The organism is Sphingomonas sp. PP-CE-3G-477 (assembly GCF_003050745.1).
Taxonomy (GTDB): Bacteria; Pseudomonadota; Alphaproteobacteria; order Sphingomonadales; family Sphingomonadaceae; genus Sphingomonas.
In genome coordinates this window covers 1-26,635 of the sequence record NZ_QAOF01000018.1, presented here as the reverse complement: position 1 = coordinate 26,635, position 26,635 = coordinate 1, and the positions used below count along the sequence as shown (strand labels likewise).

Sequence of the window (26,635 nt, the reverse complement as noted above, 5' to 3'; positions counted from 1 at the left end):
GCGAAAACCGAAAAACCCATAGACCAGCATTTGCGGCCCGCGGCTTCATGCTTTGGAGGATATCGTACATCTACCGATGCCCGATTTCCTTCACACAACCGGACACTCGTCACGTTTCCCGGACTTCCCAACTTCAGACGTCCGTTCATCAATGGTAGACCGCGATAGTCACGCTGCCTGTGGTATGGTGGGCGCGTCAACCGGCGCACGCGCGGATCACGTACGTTGGTTCCAGTCAGCCGATGGCGGTACGCTGTTCCTCGACGAGGTCGGCAATTTGACGCTCCAACTCCAGCCGAAATTGCTGACCGCGCTGGAGCAATGCCGCATCACGCCGCCTATGCTTTGGCCGATTTACCACTCGGTCGGACTGCGCCGGAAGCCGAGGCCGCATCGGTCAACGACCTCGACCGCGGCGAGCGGCAGGCGATCGAGCAGGCCCTCAAAAAGCACGCCTTTAACATCTCGACCGCCGCGACGGAACTCGAACTATCGCGCGGCACGCCGTATCGGCGGATGGAAAAGCATGGCCTTTAGACGCCGCGTCGCGGTGCGCCGAGCCACGCACGTGATGCTGCTCGTGGCGCCAGGCATCGCGAGTCTGCTCGCCCGCCCTGACTACCGAACTGAGGAAGCACAATCGCACAAGAACCGCGGTGACCGATAACGGACCATGCATCCCACCACGCGATCCCAACTACTATTGGTTTACGGCGCTGTGCTTGTCGAGCCGGCGGCGGCCTACCAGAAGCCCGCCCTCCAGCCGGCCGCACAGCGCCGCATAATAATCGGCGAGGAAGGCGTCGTCGTCGCCATCGTCGGCGAGGCCCGCCTTGCGCCGGATCGCGGCCGCGACGGTGATCCGGGCGAGATCGTCGCCGCCGCGGATCACGTCTTCCAAGGCTTGCAGTTCGTAGATGCCGTACAGCGCAAGCGCCGTTTCCGAGAAGACGCGCCGCGGCCGATCGCTGGTCGGCGCGAGATCGGCGGCGAGCGTGCGGACAGCGGTCTGCACGACCCAGGTGCCGGCGACGAGATCGCCGATCCGCAACCGGTCGCGGTTGAACAGCGGAAATAGCAGGAAGATACCGGTCCAGAGCATGGCGAAGATGGTCAGGAACGCATCCGCAGTTCCTGTCGCCGCCTGCGCGCCGAGGAACGAAAGCGGCAGGAACACCTCGATCTCGCGCATCGCGTTGCGCGCCAGCACCGCGCCCGCGGTCAGCCGCGCCCCATCGCGCGCGACCACGCGCAGGCCCATCAGCCGCTTGCCCGGCGTCGCGCCGCGCCCCCCCATCTCGAACAGCACAAACCAGCCGTTGCGCAACACAAACGCGCCGATCAGCCACAGGATCTTGGCGATGTCGGCCCGGGTTGCCTGATCCAGCGCGAACAGGGCGGCCGTCACCGCGATCATCACGATCAGCATCAGCGTGACGTCGATCAGGAACGCCGCCGCGCGCGTGCCCGCCCCGCCCAGCTCGAGCTGCAGGTCGACTCCCTCGGGCGTGACGAAGCTGCGCCGTCGCGCGACGGGTGCCTTAGTCCGGCGAGCGGTACGCATGACGCCTCCCGATGCCGTAATAATAGACCAGCCACGCGGCGAGCATCGCCGTGCCGATCGCCGCGCGCGTGCCGTCGCCGGTCACGACCTGGCGACCGACACCCTCCAGGATCGCCGCGACCGCGAGCATCAGCACAACGCCCGCCGTGGCAACCGCAGCCGTGCGGCCGGCGGCGACCACTGCCTCCATCCGCTGCTGCCTGCCGGGAAAGGCGATCGCGGTGCCGATCCGCATCCCGGCCGCCCCGGCGATGATGACCGCGAACAATTCGGTCGTGCCGTGGATCGACAGCCACGCGACGAAGTTCAGGCCCAGTCCCTTGCCGGCGAACACAGCGATCATCGCGCCCAGCATCAGCCCGTTGTAGAAGATCAGCAGCGCGGTAGGCACGACGAACGCGAACCCGAGCGCGAAGGCGAAGATCGCGATCTGCGCGTTATGGCCGAACAGGAAGCTGGCGAAGACTCCCAGCCCGTCGTCCTGGCTATGATAGAGGGTTGCCCGCAGCGATTCCGCCGAAGCGCCCGGATCGCGCCCGCCCGCCAGTCCCTGCGGCACGATCCCGCCATACCAGGACGGATCGGCCCGAACGAGCAGATAGGCCGCGACCGCGCCCACGATCGTCAGGAACGCCATGACTAGCGTCTCGCGCCACAGCGAGACGACCGCGCCCGGCCACCCCTTGGTGAAGAACCGACCGAGATCACGCCACGCCGAATCCGAGACGCCGTAGAGCTGAAAATAGGCGCGTGCGCACAATTGCTCGAGATAGGCGACCAGCGCACGGTCGAGCGAGGTCTCGCGCGCGACCGACAAGGACGACAGCGTCGAACGGTACAGTAGAGGCAGCGCGAGCAGATCGTCGTCGGACAGCACGCGGACCGAGCGCTTCTCGATCCGGGTAAGCAGATGCTCCAGCCGCGTCCAGTCCGTTTCATGCGCGGCGCGGAACCGGCTGGCGTTGAGCAGGGGCGGTGCGATATCGACGAACGCGCTCACAACAGGCTCCTCCGCTTGAGGTCGACATAACCCTCGACGAGCCGCTCGGCGACCTGATCGTACGGGCTCTCGATGACGTGGACGCCGAGATGGCGCAGCCGAAGAAATACCAGCCGCCGATCGCGCAGCAACGCCGCGGCCGTCACCGCGCGGGTCACGTCGGCGGCGTGTCCAGGCGCGTGATCGACGATCGTCTCCAGTTCGTCGTCGCGCAGGACAACGATCAGCACGAGATGGGTCTTGAGCAGGCGCGCGACCGCCTTCACCATGAAGTCGGCGGAGATCGGATCGGTGAACTCGGTGAACAGCACGATCATCGACCGCCGCTTCAGCCGCGCCGCCAGGGTGGTCAGCGCGAAGGTATAGTTGGTCTCGTCGCCACTATAGTCGATCCCGGCGGCGAGGTGTTGGAGTTCGGTGAACGCCCCCGCCCCGCCGATGAAACCGCTCGCCATCCGCGGCCGCGAATCGAACGCATGCAGCGCCACCCGGTCGCCCAGCTTCAGCGCGAGCCATCCGGCCAGCAGCGCCGCCGATACCGCGCGATCGACGCGCGGGATGCCATCGACCGGCTCCGACATCTGCCGCCCGGAATCGATCGCGAAGACGATCTGGCTGTTGCGTTCGGTCCGGTATTCCTTGGCATAGAGCTTCCTGTGCCGCGCAGACTGTTTCCAGTCGATCGCGCGCCGGTCGACGCCCGGTCGGAACTCGACCAACGCGTCGAAATCGGTGCCGTCGCCGCGATCGCTCTGCGCCAGCAGGCCCTGCACCGCATGGCGCTGAAATATCTGTGCGCCCTGTCGACGCACCGGCTCGATATCGGGGAGGATCGGCAGTGTCCGGTCCTCGTCGATCCGTGCCTGCCGCCATGCCAGACCCAGCGGTCCCGCCCAGCGCACCCAGAGCTTGCCGAGCCGTACCTTGCCGCGCCGGACCGGCGTCAGCGTGATCGTCCCGGTGCCCTGGCCCGCCACCAGCGCAATTTCCAGCGGCGCGGCCTCGGCAAAAGCCAGCAGCGGATCGGGCGCCAGCGCGACCTGCACCGAACTTATAGCCTGACGCGCCGCGATCTCGATCTCGATCGGTACGATCAGGGGAACGCCGACCGCCGCCGACCGCGGCAGGACCAGCACGACCCGCGCCCGCACACCGGCAAGAACCGCATCGGCGAGCACGAGCGCCAGCACCGCCAGCGGCCAGCCGAGCCCCGCATACCAGGTCGCCGGAAACAGCATCGCCACCAGCAGCGTGACCGGCACGCCGATCGCCGCCGCCAGCACCGCGATGCGGGTCGGATAGATCAACGCGGCGCCTCGATGGTCTCGATGATCTGCGCGACGACGTCCTCGATCGCGCGCCCGCCGATCTCCGCTGCGGGCGACAGGATCAACCGGTGGCGGAGCAACGCGGGTGCCAGCGTCTTCACGTCGTCCGGGATGACGAAGTCGCGGCCGTCGAGCGCCGCCCGCGCCCGCGCGGCTCCGGCCAGCATCGCGCCCGCCCTTGGCGAGGCGCCGCTTTCCAGATCGGCGACGTCGCGCGTGCCGCGGACCAGCGCGACAATATAGTCGATGACCTCGTCGACCAGCCGGACGTTCGCGACCGTCCTGACCGCCGCATCGATCGTCGCCGCGTCGGCGCACGCCGTGATGCCCCAGTCCGCAGGCGACATCGCCGTCGACCGGGCGCCGTGGTCGGCGACGATCCGGCGTTCCTCCGCCGCGGTCGGATAGGACACGGTCTGCTTGAACAGGAACCGGTCGAGCTGCGCCTCGGGCAGCGGATAGACGCCCTGCTGCTCGATGGGGTTCTGCGTCGCGACGACGGTAAAGCGATTGCTCAGCGTCAGGCTTTCGCCGTCGATCGTGACGGTGCGCTCTTGCATCGCCTCGAGCAGCGCCGCCTGCGTCTTGGGCGAGGTCCGGTTGATCTCGTCCGCCAGCAGCAATTCGGTGAAGATCGGGCCCCGCGTCAGGGTAAAGGTCGAGGTCTGGAAGTTAAACAGATTGGCGCCGATGATATCGCCCGGCATCAGGTCCGGGGTGAACTGGATACGCCCGAACTCCAGCCCGACGGTCTTTGCGAACGCGTGGGCGAGCAACGTCTTGGCAGTACCCGGCGGCCCTTCCAGCAGGATGTGCCCGCCGGCGAACAGCGCGACCAGCAACAGGTCGACGGTGGCGTCGTGCCCGATCACGGCCTTGCCGATCTCGGCACGGATCGCCTGTCCGAGTGCCTGAACCTCTTCTACCGTCACTGTGTCTTCTCCTGTTGCCATCGGTGCAGCGCCTGCGCCGCTGCGAGCATATCGGTGCGATGTTCGGCACGCCCCGCATTGGCAACCAGCGCGCTGAACCGCGTTGTCCCCCCGAGGTCGTCGAGATAGCGATCGGCGTCGACATCGGTCATGCGCACGGGAACGCCGAAGATCGCCCGGGCCCGCTCGCGGATCAGCGCAGCATAGCGCCCACCCAGCATCCCTTCGCGCCCCGCCTTGCGGACGATCATCGCGCTGTTGTCGATCAGCGCGGTCTTGCCGAACGCGATCGCCCGGGTCGGCGGCCGGGGCGCGCCGAAGCGGACCAGCGCCTGCCATCCGACCAGCGCCAGCGCCACCACGATCGCCAGCGTCATCGCGAGGAACGGCGGTTCGAAGGCGAGCTTCAGCGGGCTGCGTCCCACGCCCAAGCCGTTCAGCGTCACGTCGAACGCGATGCCGCGGGCGCCGGTGGCATTGACGAAATCGAGCAGGTCGAGCGCCGCGCGGGCGTGATCCAGCCGGCGGACGCCGTGGTTGTCGAGCAGGTCGGGATCCGAAAGGATGTACGTGTTAGTACGCCGGACCTGCCCCAGCACGATCCGCCCCGCATCGTCGGTGATCAGGGGGATCAGTGCCGCCGAGGTGACCGCCTGCAGCGGCAGCGGTGCCGCCACTGCCAAGGATTGCGGCGCCCAACTTACAGGGCGCAGCGCGCGCGCGCCACTCGGCCGGCGGGTCACTTTCATCACCGTCGCAGGCGCGAGAACGCCGGCGGGGTCGAACGCCGGCAGCGGCCCGGCGATATCCACCCAGCCGCTCGTCTCGTCATCAGCGACCGTCGCCCATTTCGGTAGCACGATCAGCGTCGCCCGGCCGCGCCGCGCCGCCATGAAATTACCCATCGCGATCGCGCCATGCTCCGGTGTCGCGATCACCAGATCCTCGGTCTTCCAACCAGCCTCCGATCGCAGCACGCGCGGATGGCGCCCGGTCGCGCGCGCCAGTTCGACGATACCGGCATAGCCGGTCGCAGCATTGGACAGCGCATGCGGACCGGCATTCCGCCCAGCGTTCAGATCGGGCGCATACGCCCCCAACAGCAACGATCCCGCAAAACCGATCAAGCCGATGATCAGCAGCAGCGCCACCGTCACCGGCGAGAATACCCTGTCCGCACCGCCCGCGCGGTGGAGTCCCACCGAACTCACGCCTGCCACCGTCCCGGCAGGGCCAGGTCTGCATAGGCCGTGCGGGCAGTCTGCCAATCCCCGTCGGTAACCGGGCGCCCTCCGAACAGGCTACGCTCGACCAGCCCGGCGATGCGCGCGAACAGCGGCCGGACCGCCGCCGGTAACATCGGCGCGGACGCGAGTTCGCGGCTGGTCAACGACGATTGCCGCAGGGCCGGGCGCCGACGAGCGATGTCGTCGATCGAATGAAACAGCAGATAATGGATCGCCTCGGCATGGCGGCCCTCCGCCGCCAGCCGGTCCGCCTCGCGCAACCAAGCCGGCGCCGGCGCCGCGTCGGGCATCCACTCGTCATGATCGGCGTCCGGCGTCGCACTGGCGCGTCGCCGTCGCGCGGGAAGACGCCATTCGCCCGAACGGATGCGCGCGACGACCATCCAGATCACCGCCACCGCGATGCCGGCGAGCAGGGTCCATAGGAGGATGCGGGCATAGGGTGCGTCGGGCACCAGGTTGGTCAGCCAGCGCAACAGCCGCCCGATCGGCCTGAACAGATCGGCAAGCCAGCGTCCCAGCGCCTTGAGCCATGCCGGCGGCTCGGGCGGCACCGGCGGGCGCGTCAGACCAAACTGGATAGACGGGTCGGCGCACAACGCCGCATGGGCCGCCGCCAGTCGATCGGGCCCCGCCGCAGCAGCAGCCGCCACAACATGTCCTGAAGCCCCGATGTCACCCTCCCAGCGATGCAGCGCTGTCCCCCGACCCTGACTTAGCCGGATCGGCCACCGGTGCAATCCGCCATTCGTGCGTCCCGATCGAACTGGACAGCGCGACGTTCGCTTGTCACCATCACCGGCAGGGACTTGGGGGAAGACAATGGCCAGCCGCACGATCGTTGAGACACGCCGTGGGATTTCCGTGGGCAACGTATTCGGACGCAGCGCGAACGTCATCAAGGACAATCCGCTCGCGACGCTCGGCATGAGCTTTGCCTTGATGGCGCTGCCGTCGCTCCTGCTCGGCCAGGTCGGGCTCGGCGCGGCGCTGTTCCAGAATATCCAGCAGAGGCAATATGAGCTGGCCGGGGTCTACGGACTGATCGTCGGCTTGCTGTGGCTGATCGCCAGCGGCGCGCTGGTCCAGGCGACGGTCGCGCATGACGAGGGACGACCGGCGAACCCGCGCGAGATGCTGCAGGTCGGGGTGATGCGATGCCTGCCATTGTTCGCGGTCTATGTGCTGATGCTGCTCGGCATCTGGGTCGGCACGATATTCCTAGTCGTACCGGGAATCATGCTCGCGGTGATGTGGTCGGTCGCCCTGCCCGCGATCGTCGCGGAACGTCCGGGCGTGTTCGGCGCGTTCGGCCGCAGCCGTGCCTTGACCAAGGGCGCACGGTGGCATGTGTTCGGTATCCTGTTGCTGGCCTTCGTCATCTACCTGCTCGCTTCGATCGCGATCGGGGTCGGAAGCGTGGCTGGCTATGGCTCGCTAGGCGCGATCACCGGCGGGGGCCAGGTCCGGATGCCGGTGCCGACGCAACCATCGTTTATCGTCCAGCTGCTGCAATCGATCGTCACGACCGTTGTGCTGACCTGGTTCACGACGGTCGGCGCGTCGCTCTTCATCGAATTGCGCGACTGGAAGGACGGCCCCGACGCCGACCGGCTCGCCGACATCTTCGCCTGATGTCTGCGGAGTGGTGCCCGTTTGCACACTAACTGACCCATTTCCGGCCATTCGGGGCCCTCCCCACGCTTCTCAGCTTCAGACATTGGTCGTCTAATCGCGTTGGTTGCAAGAGGTTTCTGAGATGTCGTTGCCGAGAGCATGGTAGTCTTCGCGGTCGACATATGCCGCCGCATGATGGGGCTTCGCGGGTAACCCTTCCAAGGTTCATCACGCACTTCATTGCCATGGAGGCATAAGGTGCAACGAATGTCACGGAATGGATCAGCCTACGTCCCGGCAGGACGTCTCGTGGCGCCTTGCGACGCGGACGAGCTCGGGAATTTAAGCTGCGGCGGATTTCTCCCTGAACGGTTCACCGGTGATCAGCATGCTATGCATGATGACGGCAAGCTTGCGGGCAACTGCGACCGTGGCGCGTTTGAAGCCAAGCCTTTCTCGCAGCTGTAGCCCCCATTTGCGTAGATCGCATTCGGATCGGCTGCGCGTGAGGAGGACTGTTGCGGCCTCGTAAAGGAGTCCGCGCAAGTGGCTATCACCGCGCCTGGAGATGTGCCCGTCATAGTCGATCTCGCCAGACTGATAGCGCCGCGTCGTCAGCCCGACGAACGCTCCCACCGATCTCGAATGCTTGAAGTTGGCGGGCTCCTCGATCGCGCTAACGAACGACGTGGCGGTCACAACACCGACACCGGGGATCGACATCAGCAGCTGGCAGGCGGCGTTGCGCCGCGCATCCGCGAGAAGCTTGCGTCCGAGCTCTGCGGAGCGGAGGCGAACTGCGTGCCAGGCTTCAAGCAGCGGACGGATGATCTGCCCCAGGTCTGTATTGTCGGCCAGCAGCGCATGAACATGATGCTCGAACTTGCTGCCCGTCACAGCGGGAACGACGAGACCGAACGTCTTCATCAGGCCCCGGATCTGGTTCGACAGCTCGGTACCAATCCGCACGAGGCGAGCCCGTGCTGCTACCAGCGTGCGCGTGAGCATGCTGTCGAAACTCTTGACCCGCACTTCCTTGTAGAACCCGACCTCAGCCAGATGCGCCAGTCCGTCGGCATCGTTGGCATCGGTCTTGTTCGCTGCCATGTCGAGAGCGGCTTTGGCATGGCGTGCGTCGATACAGATCGCCGGCACCCCTTCGGCCGCCAGCGCGTGAAAGAACCAGACCGAGAGCGGGCCAGTCTCGAATACTACCCGCTTGGGTGCCGGCGCATGCTTGCGGATCAATGCCGCCAGAAGCTGTGGATCCGAGGGACACTTACCACGCCAAACACGCTTGCCGTCACGCCGAATCGATACGGCAGTCTCTTTCAAGGAAACGTCTAGCCCGATATACTCGTCCATGGCTGTTCTCCATCAGATGCTTGGGCCCGGCTTCGGATCGTGAGCCCGTACTTCCATCTTATCGGGGAACAGCCACTAGCTTCCATCGTGAACGCTAGGGCTTCGCTCCCGCGATTACCCCATGTTCATCTCCGCGTAACGCCCGCTTTGGCGCCTGACCTGCGAACTCGAATGTCGCAGCTGGGCGATAGTTTGGGAGGAAGGCTGTCCAAGTGTAGGTTTTACACCCTATGAGCTGCAGACGGCTTTTGCGGGAAGCTTAGGTACGGGATTGGCGGGGACGCTGCGGCGGCCTGTAGATGCCAATCCGGGTTCCTCCTTATACAGCACCTGGATTGTAGCGATCGGTGCGGCGGTGAGGATCAGCAGGAAAAGGCCCATCAGTTATTCGTTGGGCTCTAGCGGCTTGACGGAAAACCCTTTCAGTCGGTTTGACGCCGGGAAGCGATCATGGTCGCCGCCTTATCGTGAGATAAATCAACGAAATACGCATTACACCGGAACGGACTGACCGTTGCAACGTCGGGCATGCAGTTGATTTAGCGAGGATGCATGACCGGACCGACGTTGGTATTTCTTCATGCCCTCGGCGCCAGCGCGGGAGAGTGGAAGCAAGTTCTTGATCACCTGCCAAACCAAGCGTGCGTAGCGCTAGACCTGCCCGGATTCGGCGCCGCGGCGAAGGCGGGGCATTGCGATGTCGAAGTGATGGCGGACTGGCTGGCGGACGAGATCCGCTCCCGTGCGCTGATTTCATGCGTACTCGTCGGTCACAGCATGGGCGGCAAGATCGTCACGCTCGTCGCGGCCCGCGCCGCAGCCGGCGAAATCGGCCTGTCAGGAGTACTTGGGGTCGTGCTGGTCGCGGCATCGCCCCCGTCGCCCGAACCGATGGACGAAGAGCGCCGTAACCAGATGATTGACTGGTTCGCCAACGGCCAGATCGCAGGCGTCGATGCCGCGACCTTCGTCGATGCCAGTACCGCCACAACACTGGCCAAACCACTGCGGGACACCGCGATCGACGACGTGCGACGGTCAAGCCGAGAGGCGTGGCTCGGCTGGCTGGAACGTGGCAGTCGCGAGGATTGGAGCGCCGAGGCTGGACGCATCGCAATCCCGGCGTTGATCCTCGCCGGCGCCGAGGACGGCGATCTCGGCGAAGATGCTCAGCGCAGGCTCAACCTGCCACATTACATCACCGCGGATATGCAGGTCGTGCGCGGCGCGGCGCACCTTATCCCGTACGAACAGCCGCAGGCGCTCGCCGCGCTGATAAACGGTCACGCGACGAACGTCGCGTTAGCCGCCCTCCCTGCGCATTTCGCGACCCTGCTCGCCTCCGATCGCGTCAGCCACAGGACGCGCGCAACGCTGCTGGACAGAATGCGCGCGCCGGCGTCCGGTTCGGTCTGGACGACGGAGGAGCAGGCGACCGTCGCCGCGCTGGTCGCGCAAATCCTGCCCGATTGCGACGGCGAGGCCGTCCTGGCGGATCGTATCCTCGCTGGCATCGCCGACGGCGCAGGCGACGGCTGGCGCTTCGCGACATTGCCACCCGATCGCGAGGCATGGCGGCGCGGACTCGCGACATTGACGAAGGCGGCGGGTGGTTTCGCCGCACTCCATCCTGATGCGCAAACCCGGTTGCTCGAACGCGTCAACGGCGGCGAGGTCGGCAGCACCGGCGACATCACACAGCTCTCGCCTGAGCAGATGGTCTTGTGGTTCGAGGACGTGCGTGCCGAGACAGTGCGCGTCTGGATGTCACTGCCAGCCACGATGGCGGCGATCGGCTATGACGGCTTTGCCGTGGGTGGCGATGGCCGCCGCAAACAGGGCTATATCCGCACCGGCGCTGACGATCCGGAAGCATGGCAGCAGGCGCGGGAGCGCCTGTCGTGAGGGCGAAACACTACGCCCAAACCGACGTCGTCGATGCCGTGGTGATCGGGACGGGCGCCGGCGGCGCGCCGCTCACCGCGCGGCTCGCACAGGCTGGTTTGTCAGTCGTGGCGCTGGAGGCGGGCCGCGCTTTCCGGCCCGACGATCACGTCGCCGACGAAGTTGCGGCCGACATATACTGGATGGAGGAACGGCTGAGCGGCGGAGCGACGCCGACCGCGTTCGGCTCAAACAATTCGGGTATGGGCGTCGGCGGATCGACACTGCACTGGGGCGCCTTCTGCCCCCGCCCCGATCCGCGCGACCTGCAACTCAAGACGCTGACCGGCGAGGGTGCGGACTGGCCGATCGATCACGCCGAACTGATCCGCTACATCGGCGAGGTCGAGCATTTCACAGGCGTATCCGGCCCGGCCGACTATCCGTGGGACGCCGCGCGCCGCTACGCCTATCCGCCGGTCGCCCGCAACGCTGCGGCCGATGCGATGGCACGGGGCTGTGCGGCAGTTGGCATCACCGCCACCGACGCGCCGGCAGCACTGGTCTCGCGCGATCGCGATCAGCCGCATTGGGGACACCGGCAGGCCTGCATCAATTGCGGTACCTGTCACCAAGGCTGTCGCACCGCCGCCAAGACCAGCATGGATACCACCTATCTGCCCCTTGCAGTCGCGCACGGTGCCGAGATTCGCGCGGAGGCGCGCGTGGTGTCGTTCGAGTTCGACGGCAGCGGCCGGATCAGCGCGGTCGTCTATCGACAGGGTGACGAGGATCATCGCCAGCGCTGCGCGGCCGTCTTCCTGTGCGCCGGCGGGGTGGAGACGCCGCGGCTGCTCCTCAACCTTGGCATCGCCAATGCGAGCGGCCAGATCGGACGCAACTTCATGGCGCATGTCGCGACGCAGGTCTGGGGTCGATTTAATGCCGACATGCGAATGAACCGCGGCTATCCTTCGTCACTCATCAGCGAAGACATGATGCGGCCCGGCGATGCGGACTGCGCAGGTGGCTATCTGATTCAGAGTCTTGGCGTACTGCCCGTCACCCTCGCCACCGGGCTGGCGCGCGGCGCTGGCATGTGGGGCGAGCGGCTCCAGAGCGTCCTGCGGGGCTACAATCGGATGGCGGGGATCGGGATCAACGGCGAATGCCTGCCGCATCCCGATAATCGCCTGACGCTTGCTGACGAGGTCGACGCCTTCGGCCACCGCAAGGCGCGCATCGACTTCAGCTATCGGGCCAACGAACGCGCGATCGACCGCCACGCCCGGCGCACGCTCACCGAGATCTGGGCCGCGGCGGGGGCCAGTGACATCTTTGCCGTCGACCGCTCCGCCCATACGATCGGTACGTGCCGGATGGGAACAGACGGCGACGCCGCGGTGGTCGATCCCAACGGCCGCAGTTTCGACGTTCCCAATCTGCTGATCTGCGACAATTCCATCTTTCCCAGCGCGCTGGCGGCGAACCCCGCGCTGACGATCATGGCGCTGTCTCTGCGTACCGCCGACCGTTTTCTCACATCCCACCGTTGAGGAGTTCATCATGGATCTAGGCATCAGGAATCGTATCGCGCTGATCAGCGGCGCGGACTCGGGCATGGGCAAGGAGACGGCACGGCTGCTGCTCGAGGCGGGGGTGCGCGTCGCCATCACCGATCAACCCGGCGGCACGCTGGACGAGGCGATTGCGGAACTGTCCCCGCTCGGCGAAGTCATCGCGGTTACCGGCGACGTGACCAACCCCGATGACGTAAGATCGATCTGGGCGGAGGTGCGTGAGCGGCTCGGCAATCCGGACATCTACGTCAATGCAGCGGGAGTGACGGGGGCGACCGGCGACTTCCTCGATGTCGATGATACGGGGTGGCAACAGACGCTCGACATCAACCTGATGGGTGCGGTGCGGATGTGTCGCGAGGCGATCCCCGCGATGCGCGAGAGCGGCTGGGGGCGGATCGTCCTATTTGCGTCTGAGGATGCAGTGCAGCCCTATGTCGACGAACTGGCCTATTGCGCATCGAAGGCGGGCATCCTTACGCTCGCGAAGGGGCTGTCCAAGGCCTATGGCTGCGACAATGTGCTGGTGAACACCGTCTCGCCAGCCTTCATCGCGACGCCGATGACCGACAAGATGATGCGCAAGCGCGCCGAGGAACGCGGCGAGAGCTTCGACGCGGCGATTGAGAGCTTTCTCAAAGAGGAACGGCCGGGCATGGTCCTCAAGCGCCGCGGCCGCGCCGAGGAAGTGGCGGCGGCAGTCGCCTTCCTGTGTTCGGAGCGAGCCAGCTTCATCAACGGCGCCGGCATCCGCGTCGACTCCGGCTCGGTCTTCACCATCGCCGGATAAGCAAAACGCCGCGGCACCGATGGTGTCGCGGCGTTTTGCCGGTCTGCGATCGGGTCGTTAGGACAGGACCGTCTTCGCCTCGGCCTTCGTAACCTTCAGGTAGATACGATTGTCCTCAATCCGGTCGATCTGGTCGACTGCGATGTAATGATGCTGATGGTCTGCGGCATCCGTCTTGGTCAGCTTAATCTGCTCGCCCTCTACCTTGTCCACGGTGCCGACATGTTCACCGTCCGAACCGGCGATCTCCATGTGTTCCTTGATGCGCAGCTTCTCGAACATTTAGATTTCCCTCTTGGTAATGCGAGGTCTCAACGCACGGTGATGTATCCGGATGCAATGAAAAAGCTGATTTTCTTCATTGCGCAGGTCGATCAATTGTCGGTCACGTAGCCGAAGTCGGCTATTGGAACCCACGGCATCAGGCGACGTACCGGTTTAAGATCGTCCAGTTGTGAAGATCAACATCGCGACACCATTATCCTTGAGCGGGGCAACGGGCCGCATAAAATCCAATCACGCCCCATTCGGTATGATCAGCTGGTCGGTCAACTGCATCACTAAGCACACCGCCTCGTTGCGCATCGTCCGCCACGTTCGCTCGCCTGGCGTGTCAGCGCCATGCGCATGAGTCGCCCCGTTCGGCCCGTGAACGACGTCAAGCGCTCACTTGTTGCGCAATAGCCTCAAAGCTCATCCACCCAACGGCCGACGCCTAGCCCCTAAGGACTGCTTCTGACAAATGGCCGTTCATTCAGCTTCTGACTTGAGCGAAATGCGATTTTAGCCGATGCCAGAATGATGACTTTTGTCAGCATCACCCGGCTACGCATCCGCTCGCTTCGATTTATGCCGCAATTTCTCGTTCATACGATGTGGACCGGGAGGCAGATAAAGCGGGCGGATGGATTTATCGATGGCTTTCTACTTGCTGATCGTAAACACACATTCTGGACCGCCAGCCTCTGGCGTGATCAAGCCGCCATGCGGGCATACATCACCAGCGGGGCGCACTTGAAGGCCATGCCCAAGCTGCTTGTCTGGTGCGACGAAGCCAGTATCGTTCATTGGACACAGGCTCATGCTATCGCGCCCGATTGGATGGAGGCGGACCGTCGGATGAGAACGGAAGGAAGGCCATCTAAGGTCCTCAACCCCAGCCCGAACCACCGCGATCTTGCCTACGATGCGCCACGAACATCTGGGGCCGTTCCGATTAACCCTGCTAAAGTCGCGTGATCCAGATGCGTTTATTTCAAGCTCCCTGCCCGCTTCCCCTCTTCAGACATGCGTTCAAAATGATCTTCGATGAAGCAATGAGTTGGCGCAACGATCGGGACGCTGCAGATGACTTAAGCGAGCCCTCCTCTTTGAGGTAAAAGATGCCATATCATATATGCCCCGATCAGTATGGACTGACCGGGGCTCTGTACTGTCAGGCGACGCCAGCACCACCAGTGACGCCGTACACCTCGCCGCTGATATAGCTGCCTTCCTGGCTCGCCAGCAGCACATAGACAGGGGCGATTTCGACAGGCTGACCCGGACGGCCGTACTGGCTTTCCGAACCGAACTTCATCACCGCCTCAGGCGGCTGACCGCCGGATGCCTGGAGCGGCGTCCAGAAGGGGCCAGGTGCCACGACGTTGGCGCGGATGCCCTCTCCAGTAGCTGCTTGGCGAGCGCCTTGGTGTAGGCGACGATCCCAGCCTTGGTCGTGGCGTAGTCGAGCAAGATCGCGGACGCCTCATAGGCCTGCACCGAGGCGGTGGTGATGACGGAGCCGCCTGCCGGCAGGTGCGGCACAGCCGCCTGCGCGATCCAGTGCATAGCATAGAGGTTGGTCTTCATGGTCTTGTCGAAATCCTCCGACGTGACCTTCGAGACGTCCTCACGGTTCTGCTGCCGTCCGGCGTTGATGACGAGGATGTCGAGCCCGCCAAGCTTCTCGACAGCTTGCGCGACGAGTGTCTTGCACCACTCCTCGTCGGTGATGTCACCGGCAAGGTCGACGGCGGTGCGCCCCTCTGCCTCGACCAGCTGGATGACCTCGGCCGCGTCGTTCTTCTCGGACTCGAGATACGACAGGGCAACGTCGGCGCCCTCACGTGCGAACGCGATAGCGGCCGCGCGACCGATGCCGCTGTCGGCGCCTGTGATCAGCGCCTTACGCCCGGCAAGCTTGCCTGAGCCCTTGTAGCTCGTTTCGCCATGGTCGGGCACGGGATCCATCTTCGACGCTTCGCCGGGGACGGGCTGCGGCTGTCGCGGGAAAGGCGGCTGCGGGTACTGCGAGCGAGGATCCTGCATAGTCAGACGGTCGGTCGTGCTTATCTCCGTTGCGATAGGATCAGAGTCAGTTGCAAGCCGCTGCCTCGTCGAGGACGGACAGCGCCATGATGTGCGCTAAATGGCTGAGACCTTGAGGAAGGTTGCCTAGAAACGCGCCACTCGCCGGATCGATCATCTCGGCGAGGATGCCGTGTCCGTGAGACAATGCTTCGTTCAACCTATCGAACCGCTGGCGCGCTTCAGGCCGTTGACCAAGTTCCGCCCGGGCCTCCACCATCCAGAAGGAACAGGCGAGGAAGCACCCTTCTTCCTTGTCCATGCCGGTATAGCGGTAGTGAAAAGCACCGCTACCGAGCTCACGATCGATCGCATCCATCGTCGCCAGCAGGCGATCATGACCATCAAAGCCGAAGCGGACGGCGAGCGCCAATGAGGCATCGAGTTTGTCGGTGCCCGGGTACATGACGAAAGCCTGCATCTTCTCTGACCAGCACTCAGCCTCGATCCAGTCCTTGATCCGGTCACGCTCGCGTGACCAGCGTTCCCGGCAGGTGGTCGGCAGCTGACCTTGGTCCGCGAGTTCCACGGCGCGGGCCAGAGCCTGCCAGCAGCTGACCTTGGACATCGTGTAGTGCTGCGCCTCCTCCAGCTCCCACATACCTGCATCGGGCATACGCCAACGGTCAGCACATTCGTCGGCGAGATGTGAAAGCAACTCCGCGCTCGCGGGGTCGAGGATGTTGCCGCAGCCGACGAAGCAGGCGGCCGTCTCGAAGATGTCACCGTAGACGCCGTGCTGACTTTGGTCGGTAGCCTGATTGCCGGTACGGACCGGGGTCGAACCGCGATACCCTGGCATTGCCCATTCGGACACGCCGGGCACGACCTTGCCGTCGAGGGTATAGACCACGCGCGTGCCCACGCTGCGACGCTGGTCGAGCAGCCAGCTGAACGCAGCCTTCGCCTCGGCTTCAAGGCCTGCCGTCAGGAACGCCTTGATCGTGTAGCCGGCATCCCTGATCCAGGCGTAGCGATAGTCATAATTCTTTGCTCCGCCGATACCTTCCGGGATCGACGTTGTTGCTGCGGCCGCGATGGCGCCAGACGGCGAGTAGAGTAGCAGCTTCAGCGCCAGTGCACTGCGTAGGAATGCCTCGCGGTCTTCACCGAAGTAGGAGACATGCTCGCACCAGTCTCGCCATTCCCGGTCCGATATGTCGATGCGTGCATCAATCTGTTCAATCGTTGGGGCCACCAGCGGCTCGTCACGACCAGCCACGACTGCGACGGTCTGACGCTCGCCGGCAGCCACCGTCACTTCGCCCGTGATGCCTTCGTCGGCCCAGTCACAATGTACCGTGTCGCTGTGAACGAATAGACCAAGGACGCGCTCGACATGGAAAACTGTGTGGCCCCCAATCTTCGAGTGGTACGGACTGACCGTATCGCCTCGCCGACCAGGCTTCATCGTCAGCCTAAAGCGAACAGTGCCATCCAGCCCATCGACCCGCCGCGCCAGCTCGGCCCATGGCAGACGCCCCGCCGTGCCACTGTTGAGAGACTCGGTCAGTTTGGCTCGCCCACTCGGCGTCGTAAAGATCGTCTCGAGTACATTACTGCCCGGGCGATACTGGCGCTCAACCGTGAAGGGGTGATCGGGCTGTAGCGTAAAGCACCCACCATTCTCGCCATCGAGTAATCGGTCGAACAGTGGAGGCGAGTCCATGTTGGGTACGCACCACCAGTCGATCGATCCATCGGCACCGGACAATGCAACGGATCGGCCATCCCCAAGCGCGCCATATTGCTCAAGCGGCAGATAGCCGTCCTTGCGAACGCCGAGTTCGATACGTTCATGATGCTGTGGCAGCAGCCGCTCCAGCATCCCGGTCAACGAAGCTGACGCGGCAGCGCGCGTGACGCACCGACACCCATCAAAGCACCCGCACCCAGCAGACCACCTACCACGCCTAGCTTTAGCATATCGCGCTGACGGCTCGTAAAGAACTCGCGGCGGCTTCCTTTTACCCGGTCCTTGCCGTCGCCGTCGATCTGCGCCGGTCCTGGAACCGCCTCGTCGAGATTGCCAATGCGATCGGGCATCGGATCGCCCTGCTGCTTGTCGAGCATTTCGGCTGCCTCACGATCGGAGAAGCCTGGTGCGACCGACTGCCCGAGCGCCATCATCAGTGTCGAACGCCCAACCCAGAACTCACGTTGAGGATCGCGCGCTGCGGTCCAAATCGCTTCGGCACAGAGGCGCGGGTCGAAAAGTGGATCGGGAATGATTTGCTCACGTCCCGTGTGGGTGCGTGCCCAGCTCGTCTGCGGCGTGTTGACGCCGGGCAGATACACGACGCTGAGCGTGATCTTTGATTTGTCCGAGATCAGCTCCGAGCGCAGCGAGTCCGTAAACCCGCCCACCGCAGCCTTCGCGCCACAATACGCGGCCTGCAAGGGAGCGGCCCGGATCGCGAGGCCGGACGACACCTGGATGATTGCCCCCTGATCCCGCGTACGCATGTGACGCAGCGCGGCAAGCGTTCCGTAGACTTGCGACAGATAGGTTGTGGCGGTGACTCGGGCATATTCATCCGGCGTAATGTCGTGCGCGCGAGCAACCACCGTCGACATCCCGCATCTGACACGGTCAGCGCTGCACCGCTGCCTGCAGCGGCACGGCATAATCCGTCTGCCGGACATTGAGGGGGACAAGCCTAAGCGACAGCGCTTCAAGCGCTACCCGATCGGCTTCTTTCACATGGATATCGCCGAGGTTCAGACTGCCGAGGGCAAACTTTACCTGTTCGTCGGCATCGACCGCACCAGCAAGCTCGCGGTCACCCAGCTCGTCGACAAGGCTGACAGGCGAACGGCGTGGGAGTTCCTTGAGCACCTGCTGAAAGCGGTGCCGTACCGGATCCACACGATCCTGACCGACAATGGCATCCAGTTTGCCGAGCAGCCACGCAACCGTAACACCGCCTGGTCGCGTCAGATGCGCTTCGACATGAATCTGCGAGGCGAACCACATCGAGCATCGGCTCACCAAACCGAACCACCTCTGGACCAACGGTCAGGTCGAGCGGATGAACCGCACCATCAAGGAGGCGACCGTCAAACGCTTCCATTACGAGAGCCACGAGCAGTTACGGGTGCACCTCGCCGACTTCATGGCAGCCTACAATTTCGCCCGTCGGCTCAAGACGCTCAGTGGCCTCACGCCTTACGAATACATCGCCAAAATCTGGACGTCAGAGCCGGACAGGTTCATCGTCGATCCGATCCACCAGATGCCGGGACTAAACACCTAGAGCATATCCGCTAGCATTCGGTCCCCTTGCGCCGTGCCCCCGCGTCGTCTCACCGCCGAGATAGGTTGTCGCAAATGTGCTTTGAAACCGCCTTGTTCTGCAACGGAGTTGTGCGACAACCGAGCAGCTAAAGGCCAGCGGTTGCCTCAGCTGTCGCGAAAATCAGCACTTTCGCGACAGTGAAACGGCACCTCTTTTTTTGCGCGGATCGCCCACAACAGGGGCCGGATACGGCAGGCAGCGCACAATTCTTGGAGCAAGTAGGGTGGTACAGCGGATGACAATCCGCAGATTAGTTAGGAAATGTTAAAGGCGCTATGAGGCAATAATCATCAAAAATTAATAAAACTATGGAGTATTAACTTAAGCAAGTGAGAGCAGACATATAAGGCAATTGCTATATCGTGAATCAATAAACCTGATCACGCAAAATACTACGAATCTCTATTTAGATAATGTGTTATATCTGAAAGTGTACGAGGATCGGTGGACGGATCAGATTCGGCTTTTTCAAAGGCGGCAATATACACATTGCACTCTTCTTTATCTTTGGTGCCATTAATTAGTCGGTTTAGCATCCAAGCGGTAAGAGGCGTCGGCTTTTCCAAGAAGTATTTTACGAGGGCTTCTTCAAAGCCCTTGCGGTAAAACTCTTCCATGAAATGGACCAGTTCTCCCGGAGCGCCGTAGTCAAGGTCCGGATGCTGACCGATAAATACTAAAGCGGATTCCACACCTTCTAATCCCACGCCACGGCTTCTCCACGAATCCGTTATATTAAATAAAGAATCTGTGAATTTGTCGTCTTTTGGAATTTATTCCAGTTCATTAAGCAAGCGTTGCATAATATCTAATACCCTAAACTTTTGGCATGATCAATTGACATTTGATGTAACTTATCAATGTTTTCTACCGGAGCAACTTTGAGATCCCGCAGGATCTTTACGTTAAATTCTATATTTTCGGTAAGAGTTTGGGTTCGTGCATCTATTTCATGCTGCGCCCTACTCACGTTCAAATGTGCATCACGATCAAGTGCAATGACGGGGTTGCTCTTTGATGCGTCGCTTGCATGGCGGGCCGTTGCCAAGCCACGCTCGTTGAGGTTGGCATGCTGCCATACCTCATGGCCTTCAAGTCTGCCACCTATAACAGAACGATCCTTGAGATCACCGAAAGTTGTTACTTCATTTTCTCGAATTGGTTTGACGGGAGGAGCGCGCCGCGTAACCCGAAGATTTCCGCCGTTAGCACCAAGGCCTACTGACTGCATGCGATCCCACTTGGAATTTCGGTCTCATGCCGGCGCTGTCGCCTCGCTGGGTGACGCGTTCGGCAACATGGCTGACGCGGTGATCGACGGGCTGATGAAGATCGCCCTCCAGCAGATGCTCATCAGACCCCTGGGCAACCTCTTGTTCGGCGGCGGCGAGGGCGGTGGGGTGATCTGTTTGGCTCCCTCGTATCCGGCGCTACCAAATTGATCGGTGGTCATACCGGCAAGGCGAACGGCGACATGGGCAACTCGGGTCGTTACCTCGTGGGTGAGCATGGACCCGAGTACGTCGATGTAGGCGGTCCCTTCAACGTCACGCCCAACAGCAAGCTGGGCCCGGTACGTGGTGGCGCGGGTAGCGGGGTTAACGTGACCTTCGGCAGCATCGTCAGCAACGAACCTGAGGCCGTGAAAGCTATGGCGTTACAGGCCATTACTGAAATGGCTCCCATGCTGGCCAAGCAGAGCAGCGACCTGACGATGGGCAGGCTTCAGCGTCCGAGGATGTAGGCTACTTGGTTTTGACGAAGTCTCCATCTCCGACCAAACCAGGACCACGCATGGACACGGAGTAGCTAACTCCTGACGCGAGACGAGGAGGCGGACCGTCGGTGAGATAGCTGGGGATCTCCTCACCATACACAAACGCTGAGCGACATGGTGCCCCGCTCTGCGCGCCGATCTTCCACACTGGGTTCATAAGGTCATCCGCCTTGTAGACACTTACCTCATCGATACACGGCGGTTTGCCGCTTCTACTCGCCACAAAAACAACGCGTCCATTCTGCTGTTGGACTTCAACATTGATACTGCGTTGACAAGCAGAAACCGCTAGCCCCGCCAGCAGAATTCTAACGATCTTAGAGTCCATAGACGCCGCTTCCTTTCAGCCGCTTGCGAAGTCCAGCCGCTTCCGCGCGGCTGAGGGCTCCAGATCCCGATTTTACCTTAGCGTAGTTACCGACCATTTCTGCCTGCCCCTCCAGCGTTTCCGTGTTGAAGGTCGTTTTGCGGTGCTTGTAGTCATACAAGCTGTCCGCATCACCTCGGGCTCTTGTAAGTTCAGCAGCGTACCGCGCACCGAAACGCGAAAAGCCAAGGCGATGATACTGGATGACGTGTGAGTACTCGTGGACTAGCATGTCCAAGCCTTCGTCACTTCGCGTAAAATCCGGATAGTTTATCTTTTTCTGACCCCAGCGCAGATAGATCGTGTTGCCTATGGTGATCGCTGGGTTGCCCTTCACGAAAGCCGCAAAGGCAACAATGGACTCTCCAGGCCCAGGCACGATACGGACACGGGAGGGGTCAGGGTCTGAGCCATACGCCTCAACTATGGCCTTCCGCTCAGCCGCGGTCAGTGGGCGGGCATGGGGTCCGCGATCCTTGTCCGCGATTGCGTTCGCTTCCTCATGAAGGAGCTTACCCAACATCGTCATGGTATCTTCGGCACGGCGCCGTACGTCAGCCCTCAAGATGTCAGCAGCCTTGAGGACAGCCCTACCGCCTACCTCAAGGGCACGCTCGAAAATCGCCCGTTCCGCAGCAGAAAGAATACGTTGTAGCGTTTTGATCCGAGACGGTGAGAACATCGCGCCCCTCCACTTGATTCAACTGAACCGCTAAACAGGCTCGTCGTTCCCATCCACTGTGCGGCTATTCAGCTAAGTAATGGATGGCAACATACCCGCTATCCTTTCCGGCGAAAGCCCCCCGCACGCGAAAAGCTGCAACTCAACTATCGCCAAGCCGCGATAAAGAGCCCGCACACCTTTGCATTCCAAGCAGTCAACACCGCCGCCCAATGGGTTCTGGAAGTCACTTGGCCTCGCATGACACATCCGCCGGCTTAGGTCATTCAGGGCTGGATCAACAGCTTGCAGGGACAGGTCGGCACATTCCGCTACGTAACCTTCTGCTGCACATGATGACGGCCGTCGACGCCGCTATCGCCCAAAAGCGCGCTGAAACCGAGCGTGCGTTGTCTACGAATGGGTGCTCATGCTTCGACTGCTCTCAAATACGACGCTTGTCGGGTTCGCTCTTCTGGCCGCCTGCTCCAATAAGGACGATGCCGTGAACAAAGCCGCGATCATGCCGATGCTCGGAGCCGTCATGCATTCCGAGACGGAGGAGGTGTTGCGACTGGCCAAACAGGGAATCGGTCTGGACGAACGCGAGCCTGCGGACCAGTCCACGCCGATGATCGTGGCCTCCGGCAGCGACCAATGGCCCGTGGTAGAAATCCTTGTTGATCACGGCGCCAACATCTGGGCGCATGACCAGTTCGGTATCACGATGGCACAGATGGCGGTCACGAGCCGCATTCTACCCGGATCGAATGAAGATAAGGCACGATTGCGCGTCATCGAAAAGCTCAAGGCGCGCGGTTATCCTTTCCCGCCACCGGGTCGCGCCGAGATACTAGCGCTCGAAAAAGACGGTAAGTGGCCACCGTTGGAAGCGGTACGATGACGCAGGTTCAAGGTATGGCGATCAACTGCCCTAAAGGCTGGCTTTCCGATGAGCTGCTCCGGTCGTATACAACATTCTAGGGACATTCTGTCGGGGTTCAACTTCAACTCTCGACAAGGCTCCAGGGCAAAAGAAACATGCGGTTGTCACTAAAAATGGACGGATCCGAACCGATCGGCCCGGACGATGTCACCGCCGCAGAGCGCCAACTCGGCTTCGCCCTTCCGCCTCATCTGGTGGCGCTCTGCCTACACCAGAATGGCGGCATGCCAGACCGGAGCTGGCTCATCAGCCCCGATGGGATGGAGGAACAGGTGGATTGTTTCCTGCCTATCAAGCCGCAGAGCGGCGCCGACAGGAGAGGCATTGTCGATACCTACCAGCAGATGACGGGCGAGGGGCTTCTGCCCACGATGAGCGTTCCGTTCGCCCAAGATGCCGGAGGTAATTTGTACCTGCTCGATCGCGTGACTGGTCGTGTCTGGTTCATGCCGATGGATGAATGGGATAGAGACGAAACCGCGGCGCAGAACTGGAGCAGATCAGGCAGAACGGTCGCGACTAGTTTCCAGGCTTTCGTCGACGCTCTTACGGACGACGCACCGGAATGGGCTCGGGATTGAAGACACTTCCGTTCCTCGTCGGGCTAGTGCCGTTCCCGACAATCGCAGACTTCCTCGTCAGAGCCGCGTCAGGCCGATCCGGGCCAAGAGGGAGGAGAAGCCGGAAGCAACGGCCGTCACGCCGGCCTCTCCATCCAGTTCATGATCGATGAAGACGATGGAGGGCGAGGCAGGATCGGCGCGATAGTCGAAGGCCCACAGGTTTCCACCGGTATCGTCGGCAAATGGGAGCAAGCCGGTCGGGTAGCGCGGCATGGTGTGCTGAATGCAGAAGTCGATGGAGTAGCTTGCTTCGCTCTTTCCGAGCCGCTCGGCCGGAACAACGAGCAGGAGGACGAAAGCCGCGAACGCAGGATCCTGAACGAGATCTTCTTCCAAAGCCTCACCCTGATGCACTCGGGCCATCTCCCAGTAGCCTTTGGGCAAAGGGCCACCGGCGAAAGTCTCGAGCCGACCCCGATCCTCCTCGGTTGTCTCCGGAAGCACGGTGCGCAGATAGGGTTCCCACATGAAGCTTTCCTTAGTGTGTTTTCTGACCCGTAGGATACTCGAACCGACTGCCGGGCCCTGCGTATTATCCTCCCCAGCGCTGGCTATCGGAGGCGAGTGCCGCTGTTTTGAACCCGATGCGGACATTCGAATGACTTGGTCGGCTTGGGTTTCAGCGGTTGATTACGAACAAGGCAGGCAGTTCTGCCGTATCAAGGTTCACGAACACGAACCCTGTCCCGTCCGAGCAAAAGTTGCCCAGTTCGACTGCGCCTTCGGCAACCTCCGGAAGTGTCAGCCACTTGTCCACCTGCAGCAGGAAGCGGAACGGCGGTCGTGGTGGGTTTGATGGCCCGTTGCCGGTCCAATATGGCACGCCGCCCAGCTTGGTCCGCAGGGTTGTGTCGAAGTCGTGGGGGAACTGCCACTTCTCCGGTAGCGCATAAAAGCTGGTGTCGTCGGTGAAGCTGTCGACCGCCTCCTCCGCCACCAGGTCGTCGTGCGACGCCCATCCCTCGATCCAGACCTCGGGCAAGACAGATACAATTGGGCCGCCCCACTGCTCCCCACGCCGGAGCTCCTCCTCGTCCAGGAAGAAGGCGGCATTCGCGCCGCGGTGGGGATCCCAGAAGTCACAGATCGTCAGCCGCTCGCAGGTGAACACGTGGAGCACCTTATCGAGCAGATCGGGGCGTCCGGCCAACGGCTCGACATGATCGAGGTGGCCGCGCACCGGGATTTGGGCAAGGCAGCTCATGTGGTGTCCGCATTCCCGGCACGCAGGCCAGCGTCGCGATGGCACGCCCCAGGGCAGCCCGCCGAACTTGGCCCGTAGAACCGGCTCAGGAGCATTAGATGCCAGACGCAGGATGGGGAGGTAGCTTCTCATTGTCCGGCCCACACTCGCGCACTCTACGACTGATTTCCACCCCATCCACGAGTTGATCAAGCTAGTTTAGCGCAGGCAAACGATTTGCGACTGGGACGGGCTTATGGGGCATTGCGCGTTTCTCGAAACACCATCCTTATGACATTCGTCGCGTCACGTCGTGTGACGTCGCGACATGTGGCGAGCTAGAAGGCAATATGGGTCGTAGAGTTTCCTTGCAGCCGTCTGGCCAACTCCCTGTTCGACATGCCACTCGGCTTCTGTCGATGATTCACGAACTGCACAAAGCAGGCTACCAGCGCATCCGATTCCAGTCCGGCATGGCACCGAGCGGGATGCATTGGCGATGCGCGATCACGCATGCCGGGAATGTCGAGGCCGACGGGCTATCGTTTCGTGACGGCTCGCCGGGCGAGGAAGTGGCCCATCATTCGTCGGCAACCGGAGATCGCTATTTTGGTTGGGAGGACGCCGCCGGACGATCGGCCCGGGAGCTCGCCGTCCTCTTCATCGAGCGATATCCGCCCATCGTGCAAAAAGGCGATGGACGTGACTGGGCCTATGCCGGGTGGCTGACGGACATCCTGGGCCGCGCGGAAGTGGGCGCGAGCGATGCCATACCCGTGTTTTTTGCGGATTATCCAATTTCGGTAGACCCTGAATGGCTGCCACCGGCACCCGTGCGGTAGTCGCGTCGATCAGGTCCCATTGCCAGAACCCGCGCGGGGTAGCCTAAGTCGTAGCAAAGTCGGTCCTCCGTTAATTTATAGCGGATACTGCCCAATAGCAGACGCCCCATAAACGCAGTGAATGCTGGGGGGAGGTCCGATGTTCTTCTATCTCGAACCGGAGGTCGCAGGCGGCATAGGCCCGCACTCTGAGCTTCACCGTGAGGACGGTAGACTTGTCGTGACGCGGTTGAACTATCAGTTTGACGGCTGGTTGTGGATGCGATCGGCGCTGGAAACGCCACCGCGATGATCGGCAGCACCTTGTCGTTCACAGACGAAGCGCTCGGCTGGGTCGGTAAGGATGGCAACGTCGCGCCAGACTGCCGCGACCCGTTCTTTCATGTGATTACTGAAATGGCCGAAGTGACGAATTTCGCCGCAGCGTTCAAACCTGGCTGGACTAAGTTCAAGCTTCCGCGAGGGGAAGTGGGGGCAATGCACGCCTGGGAATGCGGGGATGGTGAAAGCGTTTTTGGTCCGCGCCAACCGGCGGCCGGCTCCCTATTCTTCCCAGTTGGGACGGACGGGTTGATCATGAACTGGCACGAAGGTGCTGTTTTGCTCTTACGACGTTAGTCTTATTTATCAGAGTTTGTCCGGCATCGACCACCGGACCATCGCCGGTCGGTTCAACCAGTGCGGAACGGGTGTTCAACGACGCAAGGGCGCCTCAGGCGGTTATTTCGTCATTCAACTCGAACAAACACACGCTGCACCGAAGATGTCTTTGTAGCATGCCTAGCCTGGCACTTCGACCGCCTCGTTTGCCGGGCATAATGTCGACCTCAGCTTTGGCAATCGTCCGACAGAAGACCCATTCCACTGTCGACTCGGCGGAACCCTGGACCGTCCGCTCTCGTGAAGACGTGTCGAGCCTTATCGTCCGCGATCGCCAACGAGGCCACCCCCTTGTCCAGCTCCCCTGCGAAGTTTCCTACCTTCGTCCAGTTGACGGTGATGGTGCCTGTTGCGGTCACGAAAGCGGTACTGCAACGTCCCGTCATCCGCACACCCGACAACAGTTGACCATCGAGCTTGCCGATACCAACAAGTTCACGCTTTAGCGCATCGTTCACCGTAACATGATCAACGCGGCTGGACTGATCCACAGAAGCCGTTTCCGCGTTATCGCCAGTAAAAGCGTTAGAGTATCCGTTGTGATCAAGCGGGCTTCTCGATCCATTTGCGGTCGGCTTTGAGCAACGTATTTGCCAGGATGATGAGCTTGCGCATTATTGC

General features: G+C 62.3%; 28 protein-coding genes and 3 pseudogenes. 14 read left to right on the top strand and 17 right to left on the bottom strand.

Annotation, left to right across the window (positions count from 1 at the left end; genetic code table 11):
• Window positions 1-76 precede the first annotated feature (76 nt).
• Both C8J45_RS19720 and C8J45_RS19680 read left to right on the top strand, forming a co-directional pair.
• Window positions 77-274 (top strand): annotated as a pseudogene (locus C8J45_RS19720) (sigma 54-interacting transcriptional regulator); the annotation flags it as partial.
• 47 nt (window positions 275-321) lie between these two features.
• Complete coding sequence (locus C8J45_RS19680) at window positions 322-537, top strand: helix-turn-helix domain-containing protein (RefSeq protein ID WP_258191537.1); 216 nt, start codon at window positions 322-324, stop codon at window positions 535-537.
• Window positions 538-700: 163 nt separating this feature from the next.
• Here the strand turns inward: C8J45_RS19680 and C8J45_RS18465 are convergent, their stop codons facing one another.
• From C8J45_RS18465 to C8J45_RS18440, 6 genes are read right to left on the bottom strand one after another with little or no spacing between them, the layout of a single operon-like run.
• Window positions 701-1,564 carry an RDD family protein gene (locus C8J45_RS18465; protein WP_107964613.1) on the bottom strand — a complete coding sequence of 288 codons (864 nt, stop codon included), beginning with the start codon at window positions 1,562-1,564 and terminating at the stop codon, window positions 701-703.
• Window positions 1,542-2,564 carry a stage II sporulation protein M gene (locus C8J45_RS18460; RefSeq protein WP_107964612.1) on the bottom strand — a complete coding sequence of 341 codons (1,023 nt, stop codon included), beginning with the start codon at window positions 2,562-2,564 and terminating at the stop codon, window positions 1,542-1,544. The genes C8J45_RS18465 and C8J45_RS18460 overlap by 23 nt, the downstream gene beginning before the upstream one ends.
• Window positions 2,561-3,871: a DUF58 domain-containing protein gene (locus C8J45_RS18455; RefSeq protein WP_107964611.1), complete on the bottom strand. Its 1,311-nt coding sequence runs from the start codon at window positions 3,869-3,871 to the stop codon at window positions 2,561-2,563. Before C8J45_RS18455 ends, C8J45_RS18460 begins: the two co-directional genes overlap by 4 nt.
• Window positions 3,868-4,824 (bottom strand): MoxR family ATPase, encoded by a 957-nt coding sequence (locus tag C8J45_RS18450; protein WP_107964610.1) that lies wholly within the window; start codon window positions 4,822-4,824, stop codon window positions 3,868-3,870. Before C8J45_RS18450 ends, C8J45_RS18455 begins: the two co-directional genes overlap by 4 nt.
• A complete protein-coding gene (locus C8J45_RS18445; RefSeq protein WP_181321292.1) occupies window positions 4,821-6,035 on the bottom strand; it encodes a hypothetical protein in 1,215 nt (404 codons plus the stop codon). The genes C8J45_RS18450 and C8J45_RS18445 overlap by 4 nt, the downstream gene beginning before the upstream one ends.
• On the bottom strand, window positions 6,032-6,724 hold the full coding sequence (locus C8J45_RS18440; RefSeq protein WP_181321291.1) for a DUF4129 domain-containing protein: 693 nt from the start codon (window positions 6,722-6,724) through the stop codon (window positions 6,032-6,034). The genes C8J45_RS18445 and C8J45_RS18440 overlap by 4 nt, the downstream gene beginning before the upstream one ends.
• 211 nt (window positions 6,725-6,935) lie before the next feature.
• Between C8J45_RS18440 and C8J45_RS18435 the strand changes: the two genes are divergently transcribed.
• Window positions 6,936-7,706, top strand: coding sequence for a hypothetical protein (locus C8J45_RS18435; RefSeq protein WP_146168669.1), 771 nt, complete (start codon window positions 6,936-6,938; stop codon window positions 7,704-7,706).
• 324 nt (window positions 7,707-8,030) lie between these two features.
• Here C8J45_RS18435 and C8J45_RS18430 read toward each other — a convergent pair whose 3' ends face one another.
• Window positions 8,031-9,053: an IS110 family transposase gene (locus C8J45_RS18430; RefSeq protein ID WP_107964607.1), complete on the bottom strand. Its 1,023-nt coding sequence runs from the start codon at window positions 9,051-9,053 to the stop codon at window positions 8,031-8,033.
• Window positions 9,054-9,605: 552 nt separating this feature from the next.
• On the opposite strand from C8J45_RS18430, the gene C8J45_RS18425 reads away from it, so the two are divergent.
• Genes C8J45_RS18425 through C8J45_RS18415 form a run of 3 tightly spaced genes read left to right on the top strand, consistent with a single transcriptional unit; the run spans window position 9,606 to window position 13,307 of the window.
• Complete coding sequence (locus C8J45_RS18425; protein ID WP_181321290.1) at window positions 9,606-10,958, top strand: alpha/beta hydrolase; 1,353 nt, start codon at window positions 9,606-9,608, stop codon at window positions 10,956-10,958.
• Window positions 10,955-12,493: a GMC family oxidoreductase gene (locus C8J45_RS18420; RefSeq protein WP_258191536.1), complete on the top strand. Its 1,539-nt coding sequence runs from the start codon at window positions 10,955-10,957 to the stop codon at window positions 12,491-12,493. Before C8J45_RS18425 ends, C8J45_RS18420 begins: the two co-directional genes overlap by 4 nt.
• Before the next feature lie 10 nt (window positions 12,494-12,503).
• Complete coding sequence (locus C8J45_RS18415) at window positions 12,504-13,307, top strand: SDR family NAD(P)-dependent oxidoreductase (protein WP_107964605.1); 804 nt, start codon at window positions 12,504-12,506, stop codon at window positions 13,305-13,307.
• A 57-nt stretch (window positions 13,308-13,364) separates the two neighbouring features.
• Here C8J45_RS18415 and C8J45_RS18410 read toward each other — a convergent pair whose 3' ends face one another.
• On the bottom strand, window positions 13,365-13,589 hold the full coding sequence (locus C8J45_RS18410) for a DUF2171 domain-containing protein (RefSeq protein ID WP_107964604.1): 225 nt from the start codon (window positions 13,587-13,589) through the stop codon (window positions 13,365-13,367).
• A gap of 516 nt (window positions 13,590-14,105) precedes the next feature.
• Here C8J45_RS18410 and C8J45_RS18405 point away from each other — a divergent pair.
• On the top strand, window positions 14,106-14,546 hold the full coding sequence (locus tag C8J45_RS18405) for a hypothetical protein (protein WP_219907405.1): 441 nt from the start codon (window positions 14,106-14,108) through the stop codon (window positions 14,544-14,546).
• A 196-nt stretch (window positions 14,547-14,742) separates the two neighbouring features.
• Here C8J45_RS18405 and C8J45_RS18400 read toward each other — a convergent pair.
• The 3 genes and pseudogenes from C8J45_RS18400 to C8J45_RS18390 all read right to left on the bottom strand — a co-directional run bounded on the left by C8J45_RS18400 (window position 14,743) and on the right by C8J45_RS18390 (window position 18,233).
• A pseudogene (locus C8J45_RS18400) lies at window positions 14,743-15,617 on the bottom strand (SDR family oxidoreductase).
• A gap of 46 nt (window positions 15,618-15,663) precedes the next feature.
• Window positions 15,664-17,484, bottom strand: a complete 1,821-nt coding sequence (locus C8J45_RS18395; RefSeq protein WP_107964603.1) for a glycoside hydrolase family 15 protein — start codon at window positions 17,482-17,484, stop codon at window positions 15,664-15,666.
• 5 nt (window positions 17,485-17,489) lie between these two features.
• On the bottom strand, window positions 17,490-18,233 hold the full coding sequence (locus C8J45_RS18390) for an SDR family NAD(P)-dependent oxidoreductase (RefSeq protein ID WP_374956455.1): 744 nt from the start codon (window positions 18,231-18,233) through the stop codon (window positions 17,490-17,492).
• Here C8J45_RS18390 and C8J45_RS18385 point away from each other — a divergent pair.
• Window positions 18,166-18,913, top strand: a pseudogene (locus C8J45_RS18385) (DDE-type integrase/transposase/recombinase); the annotation flags it as partial. The gene C8J45_RS18390 and the pseudogene C8J45_RS18385 overlap by 68 nt on opposite strands.
• A 434-nt stretch (window positions 18,914-19,347) precedes the next feature.
• On the opposite strand, the gene C8J45_RS19010 reads toward C8J45_RS18385, so the two are convergent.
• Entirely contained in the window at window positions 19,348-19,662 is a 315-nt protein-coding gene (locus C8J45_RS19010) for a hypothetical protein (protein WP_146168668.1), read from the bottom strand.
• 101 nt (window positions 19,663-19,763) lie between these two features.
• Window positions 19,764-20,186, bottom strand: a complete 423-nt coding sequence (locus C8J45_RS19005; protein ID WP_146168667.1) for a hypothetical protein — start codon at window positions 20,184-20,186, stop codon at window positions 19,764-19,766.
• 67 nt (window positions 20,187-20,253) lie between these two features.
• On the opposite strand from C8J45_RS19005, the gene C8J45_RS19375 reads away from it, so the two are divergent.
• Together C8J45_RS19375 and C8J45_RS18370 are read left to right on the top strand one after the other, a co-directional pair.
• Window positions 20,254-20,397, top strand: coding sequence for a hypothetical protein (locus tag C8J45_RS19375; protein ID WP_181321289.1), 144 nt, complete (start codon window positions 20,254-20,256; stop codon window positions 20,395-20,397).
• Entirely contained in the window at window positions 20,394-20,699 is a 306-nt protein-coding gene (locus C8J45_RS18370) for a hypothetical protein (protein WP_146168666.1), read from the top strand. Before C8J45_RS19375 ends, C8J45_RS18370 begins: the two co-directional genes overlap by 4 nt.
• Before the next feature lie 350 nt (window positions 20,700-21,049).
• Here the strand turns inward: C8J45_RS18370 and C8J45_RS18365 are convergent, their stop codons facing one another.
• Window positions 21,050-21,781: a DUF4157 domain-containing protein gene (locus tag C8J45_RS18365; protein ID WP_107964599.1), complete on the bottom strand. Its 732-nt coding sequence runs from the start codon at window positions 21,779-21,781 to the stop codon at window positions 21,050-21,052.
• Window positions 21,782-22,190: 409 nt separating this feature from the next.
• Between C8J45_RS18365 and C8J45_RS18360 the strand changes: the two genes are divergently transcribed.
• Window positions 22,191-22,664 carry an ankyrin repeat domain-containing protein gene (locus C8J45_RS18360; protein ID WP_107964598.1) on the top strand — a complete coding sequence of 158 codons (474 nt, stop codon included), beginning with the start codon at window positions 22,191-22,193 and terminating at the stop codon, window positions 22,662-22,664.
• Between the two features lie 137 nt (window positions 22,665-22,801).
• Window positions 22,802-23,287 carry an SMI1/KNR4 family protein gene (locus C8J45_RS18355; RefSeq protein ID WP_107964597.1) on the top strand — a complete coding sequence of 162 codons (486 nt, stop codon included), beginning with the start codon at window positions 22,802-22,804 and terminating at the stop codon, window positions 23,285-23,287.
• Between the two features lie 57 nt (window positions 23,288-23,344).
• Here C8J45_RS18355 and C8J45_RS18350 read toward each other — a convergent pair whose 3' ends face one another.
• Together C8J45_RS18350 and C8J45_RS18345 are read right to left on the bottom strand one after the other, a co-directional pair.
• Window positions 23,345-23,797 (bottom strand): SMI1/KNR4 family protein, encoded by a 453-nt coding sequence (locus C8J45_RS18350; protein WP_181321288.1) that lies wholly within the window; start codon window positions 23,795-23,797, stop codon window positions 23,345-23,347.
• A gap of 151 nt (window positions 23,798-23,948) precedes the next feature.
• Window positions 23,949-24,533 carry a hypothetical protein gene (locus C8J45_RS18345; RefSeq protein WP_107964595.1) on the bottom strand — a complete coding sequence of 195 codons (585 nt, stop codon included), beginning with the start codon at window positions 24,531-24,533 and terminating at the stop codon, window positions 23,949-23,951.
• A 398-nt stretch (window positions 24,534-24,931) separates the two neighbouring features.
• On the opposite strand from C8J45_RS18345, the gene C8J45_RS18340 reads away from it, so the two are divergent.
• Window positions 24,932-25,354, top strand: coding sequence for a hypothetical protein (locus C8J45_RS18340; protein ID WP_107964594.1), 423 nt, complete (start codon window positions 24,932-24,934; stop codon window positions 25,352-25,354).
• Between the two features lie 255 nt (window positions 25,355-25,609).
• Window positions 25,610-25,972, top strand: coding sequence for a hypothetical protein (locus C8J45_RS18335; protein WP_107964593.1), 363 nt, complete (start codon window positions 25,610-25,612; stop codon window positions 25,970-25,972).
• A gap of 209 nt (window positions 25,973-26,181) precedes the next feature.
• Here C8J45_RS18335 and C8J45_RS18330 read toward each other — a convergent pair whose 3' ends face one another.
• On the bottom strand, window positions 26,182-26,472 hold the full coding sequence (locus tag C8J45_RS18330) for a hypothetical protein (RefSeq protein WP_146168665.1): 291 nt from the start codon (window positions 26,470-26,472) through the stop codon (window positions 26,182-26,184).
• Between the last annotated feature and the right edge of the window lie 163 nt (window positions 26,473-26,635).

What these genes read in the sequence shown, in the direction of transcription:
- C8J45_RS19680 (WP_258191537.1), top strand. Translation starts at nt 322, where the DNA reads ATGCCGCATCACGCCGCCTATGCTTTGGCCGATTTACCACTCGGTCGG.
- C8J45_RS18465 (WP_107964613.1), bottom strand. Translation starts at nt 1,564, where the DNA reads ATGCGTACCGCTCGCCGGACTAAGGCACCCGTCGCGCGACGGCGCAGC.
- C8J45_RS18430 (WP_107964607.1), bottom strand. Translation starts at nt 9,053, where the DNA reads ATGGACGAGTATATCGGGCTAGACGTTTCCTTGAAAGAGACTGCCGTA.
- C8J45_RS18425 (WP_181321290.1), top strand. Translation starts at nt 9,606, where the DNA reads ATGACCGGACCGACGTTGGTATTTCTTCATGCCCTCGGCGCCAGCGCG.
- C8J45_RS18415 (WP_107964605.1), top strand. Translation starts at nt 12,504, where the DNA reads ATGGATCTAGGCATCAGGAATCGTATCGCGCTGATCAGCGGCGCGGAC.
- C8J45_RS18410 (WP_107964604.1), bottom strand. Translation starts at nt 13,589, where the DNA reads ATGTTCGAGAAGCTGCGCATCAAGGAACACATGGAGATCGCCGGTTCG.
- C8J45_RS18405 (WP_219907405.1), top strand. Translation starts at nt 14,106, where the DNA reads ATGATGACTTTTGTCAGCATCACCCGGCTACGCATCCGCTCGCTTCGA.
- C8J45_RS18395 (WP_107964603.1), bottom strand. Translation starts at nt 17,484, where the DNA reads ATGCTGGAGCGGCTGCTGCCACAGCATCATGAACGTATCGAACTCGGC.
- C8J45_RS18390 (WP_374956455.1), bottom strand. Translation starts at nt 18,233, where the DNA reads ATGTCGACGGTGGTTGCTCGCGCGCACGACATTACGCCGGATGAATAT.
- C8J45_RS19005 (WP_146168667.1), bottom strand. Translation starts at nt 20,186, where the DNA reads ATGCAGTCAGTAGGCCTTGGTGCTAACGGCGGAAATCTTCGGGTTACG.
- C8J45_RS19375 (WP_181321289.1), top strand. Translation starts at nt 20,254, where the DNA reads ATGGCTGACGCGGTGATCGACGGGCTGATGAAGATCGCCCTCCAGCAG.
- C8J45_RS18365 (WP_107964599.1), bottom strand. Translation starts at nt 21,781, where the DNA reads ATGTTCTCACCGTCTCGGATCAAAACGCTACAACGTATTCTTTCTGCT.
- C8J45_RS18360 (WP_107964598.1), top strand. Translation starts at nt 22,191, where the DNA reads ATGCTTCGACTGCTCTCAAATACGACGCTTGTCGGGTTCGCTCTTCTG.
- C8J45_RS18355 (WP_107964597.1), top strand. Translation starts at nt 22,802, where the DNA reads ATGCGGTTGTCACTAAAAATGGACGGATCCGAACCGATCGGCCCGGAC.
- C8J45_RS18350 (WP_181321288.1), bottom strand. Translation starts at nt 23,797, where the DNA reads ATGTGGGAACCCTATCTGCGCACCGTGCTTCCGGAGACAACCGAGGAG.
- C8J45_RS18345 (WP_107964595.1), bottom strand. Translation starts at nt 24,533, where the DNA reads ATGAGCTGCCTTGCCCAAATCCCGGTGCGCGGCCACCTCGATCATGTC.
- C8J45_RS18340 (WP_107964594.1), top strand. Translation starts at nt 24,932, where the DNA reads ATGATTCACGAACTGCACAAAGCAGGCTACCAGCGCATCCGATTCCAG.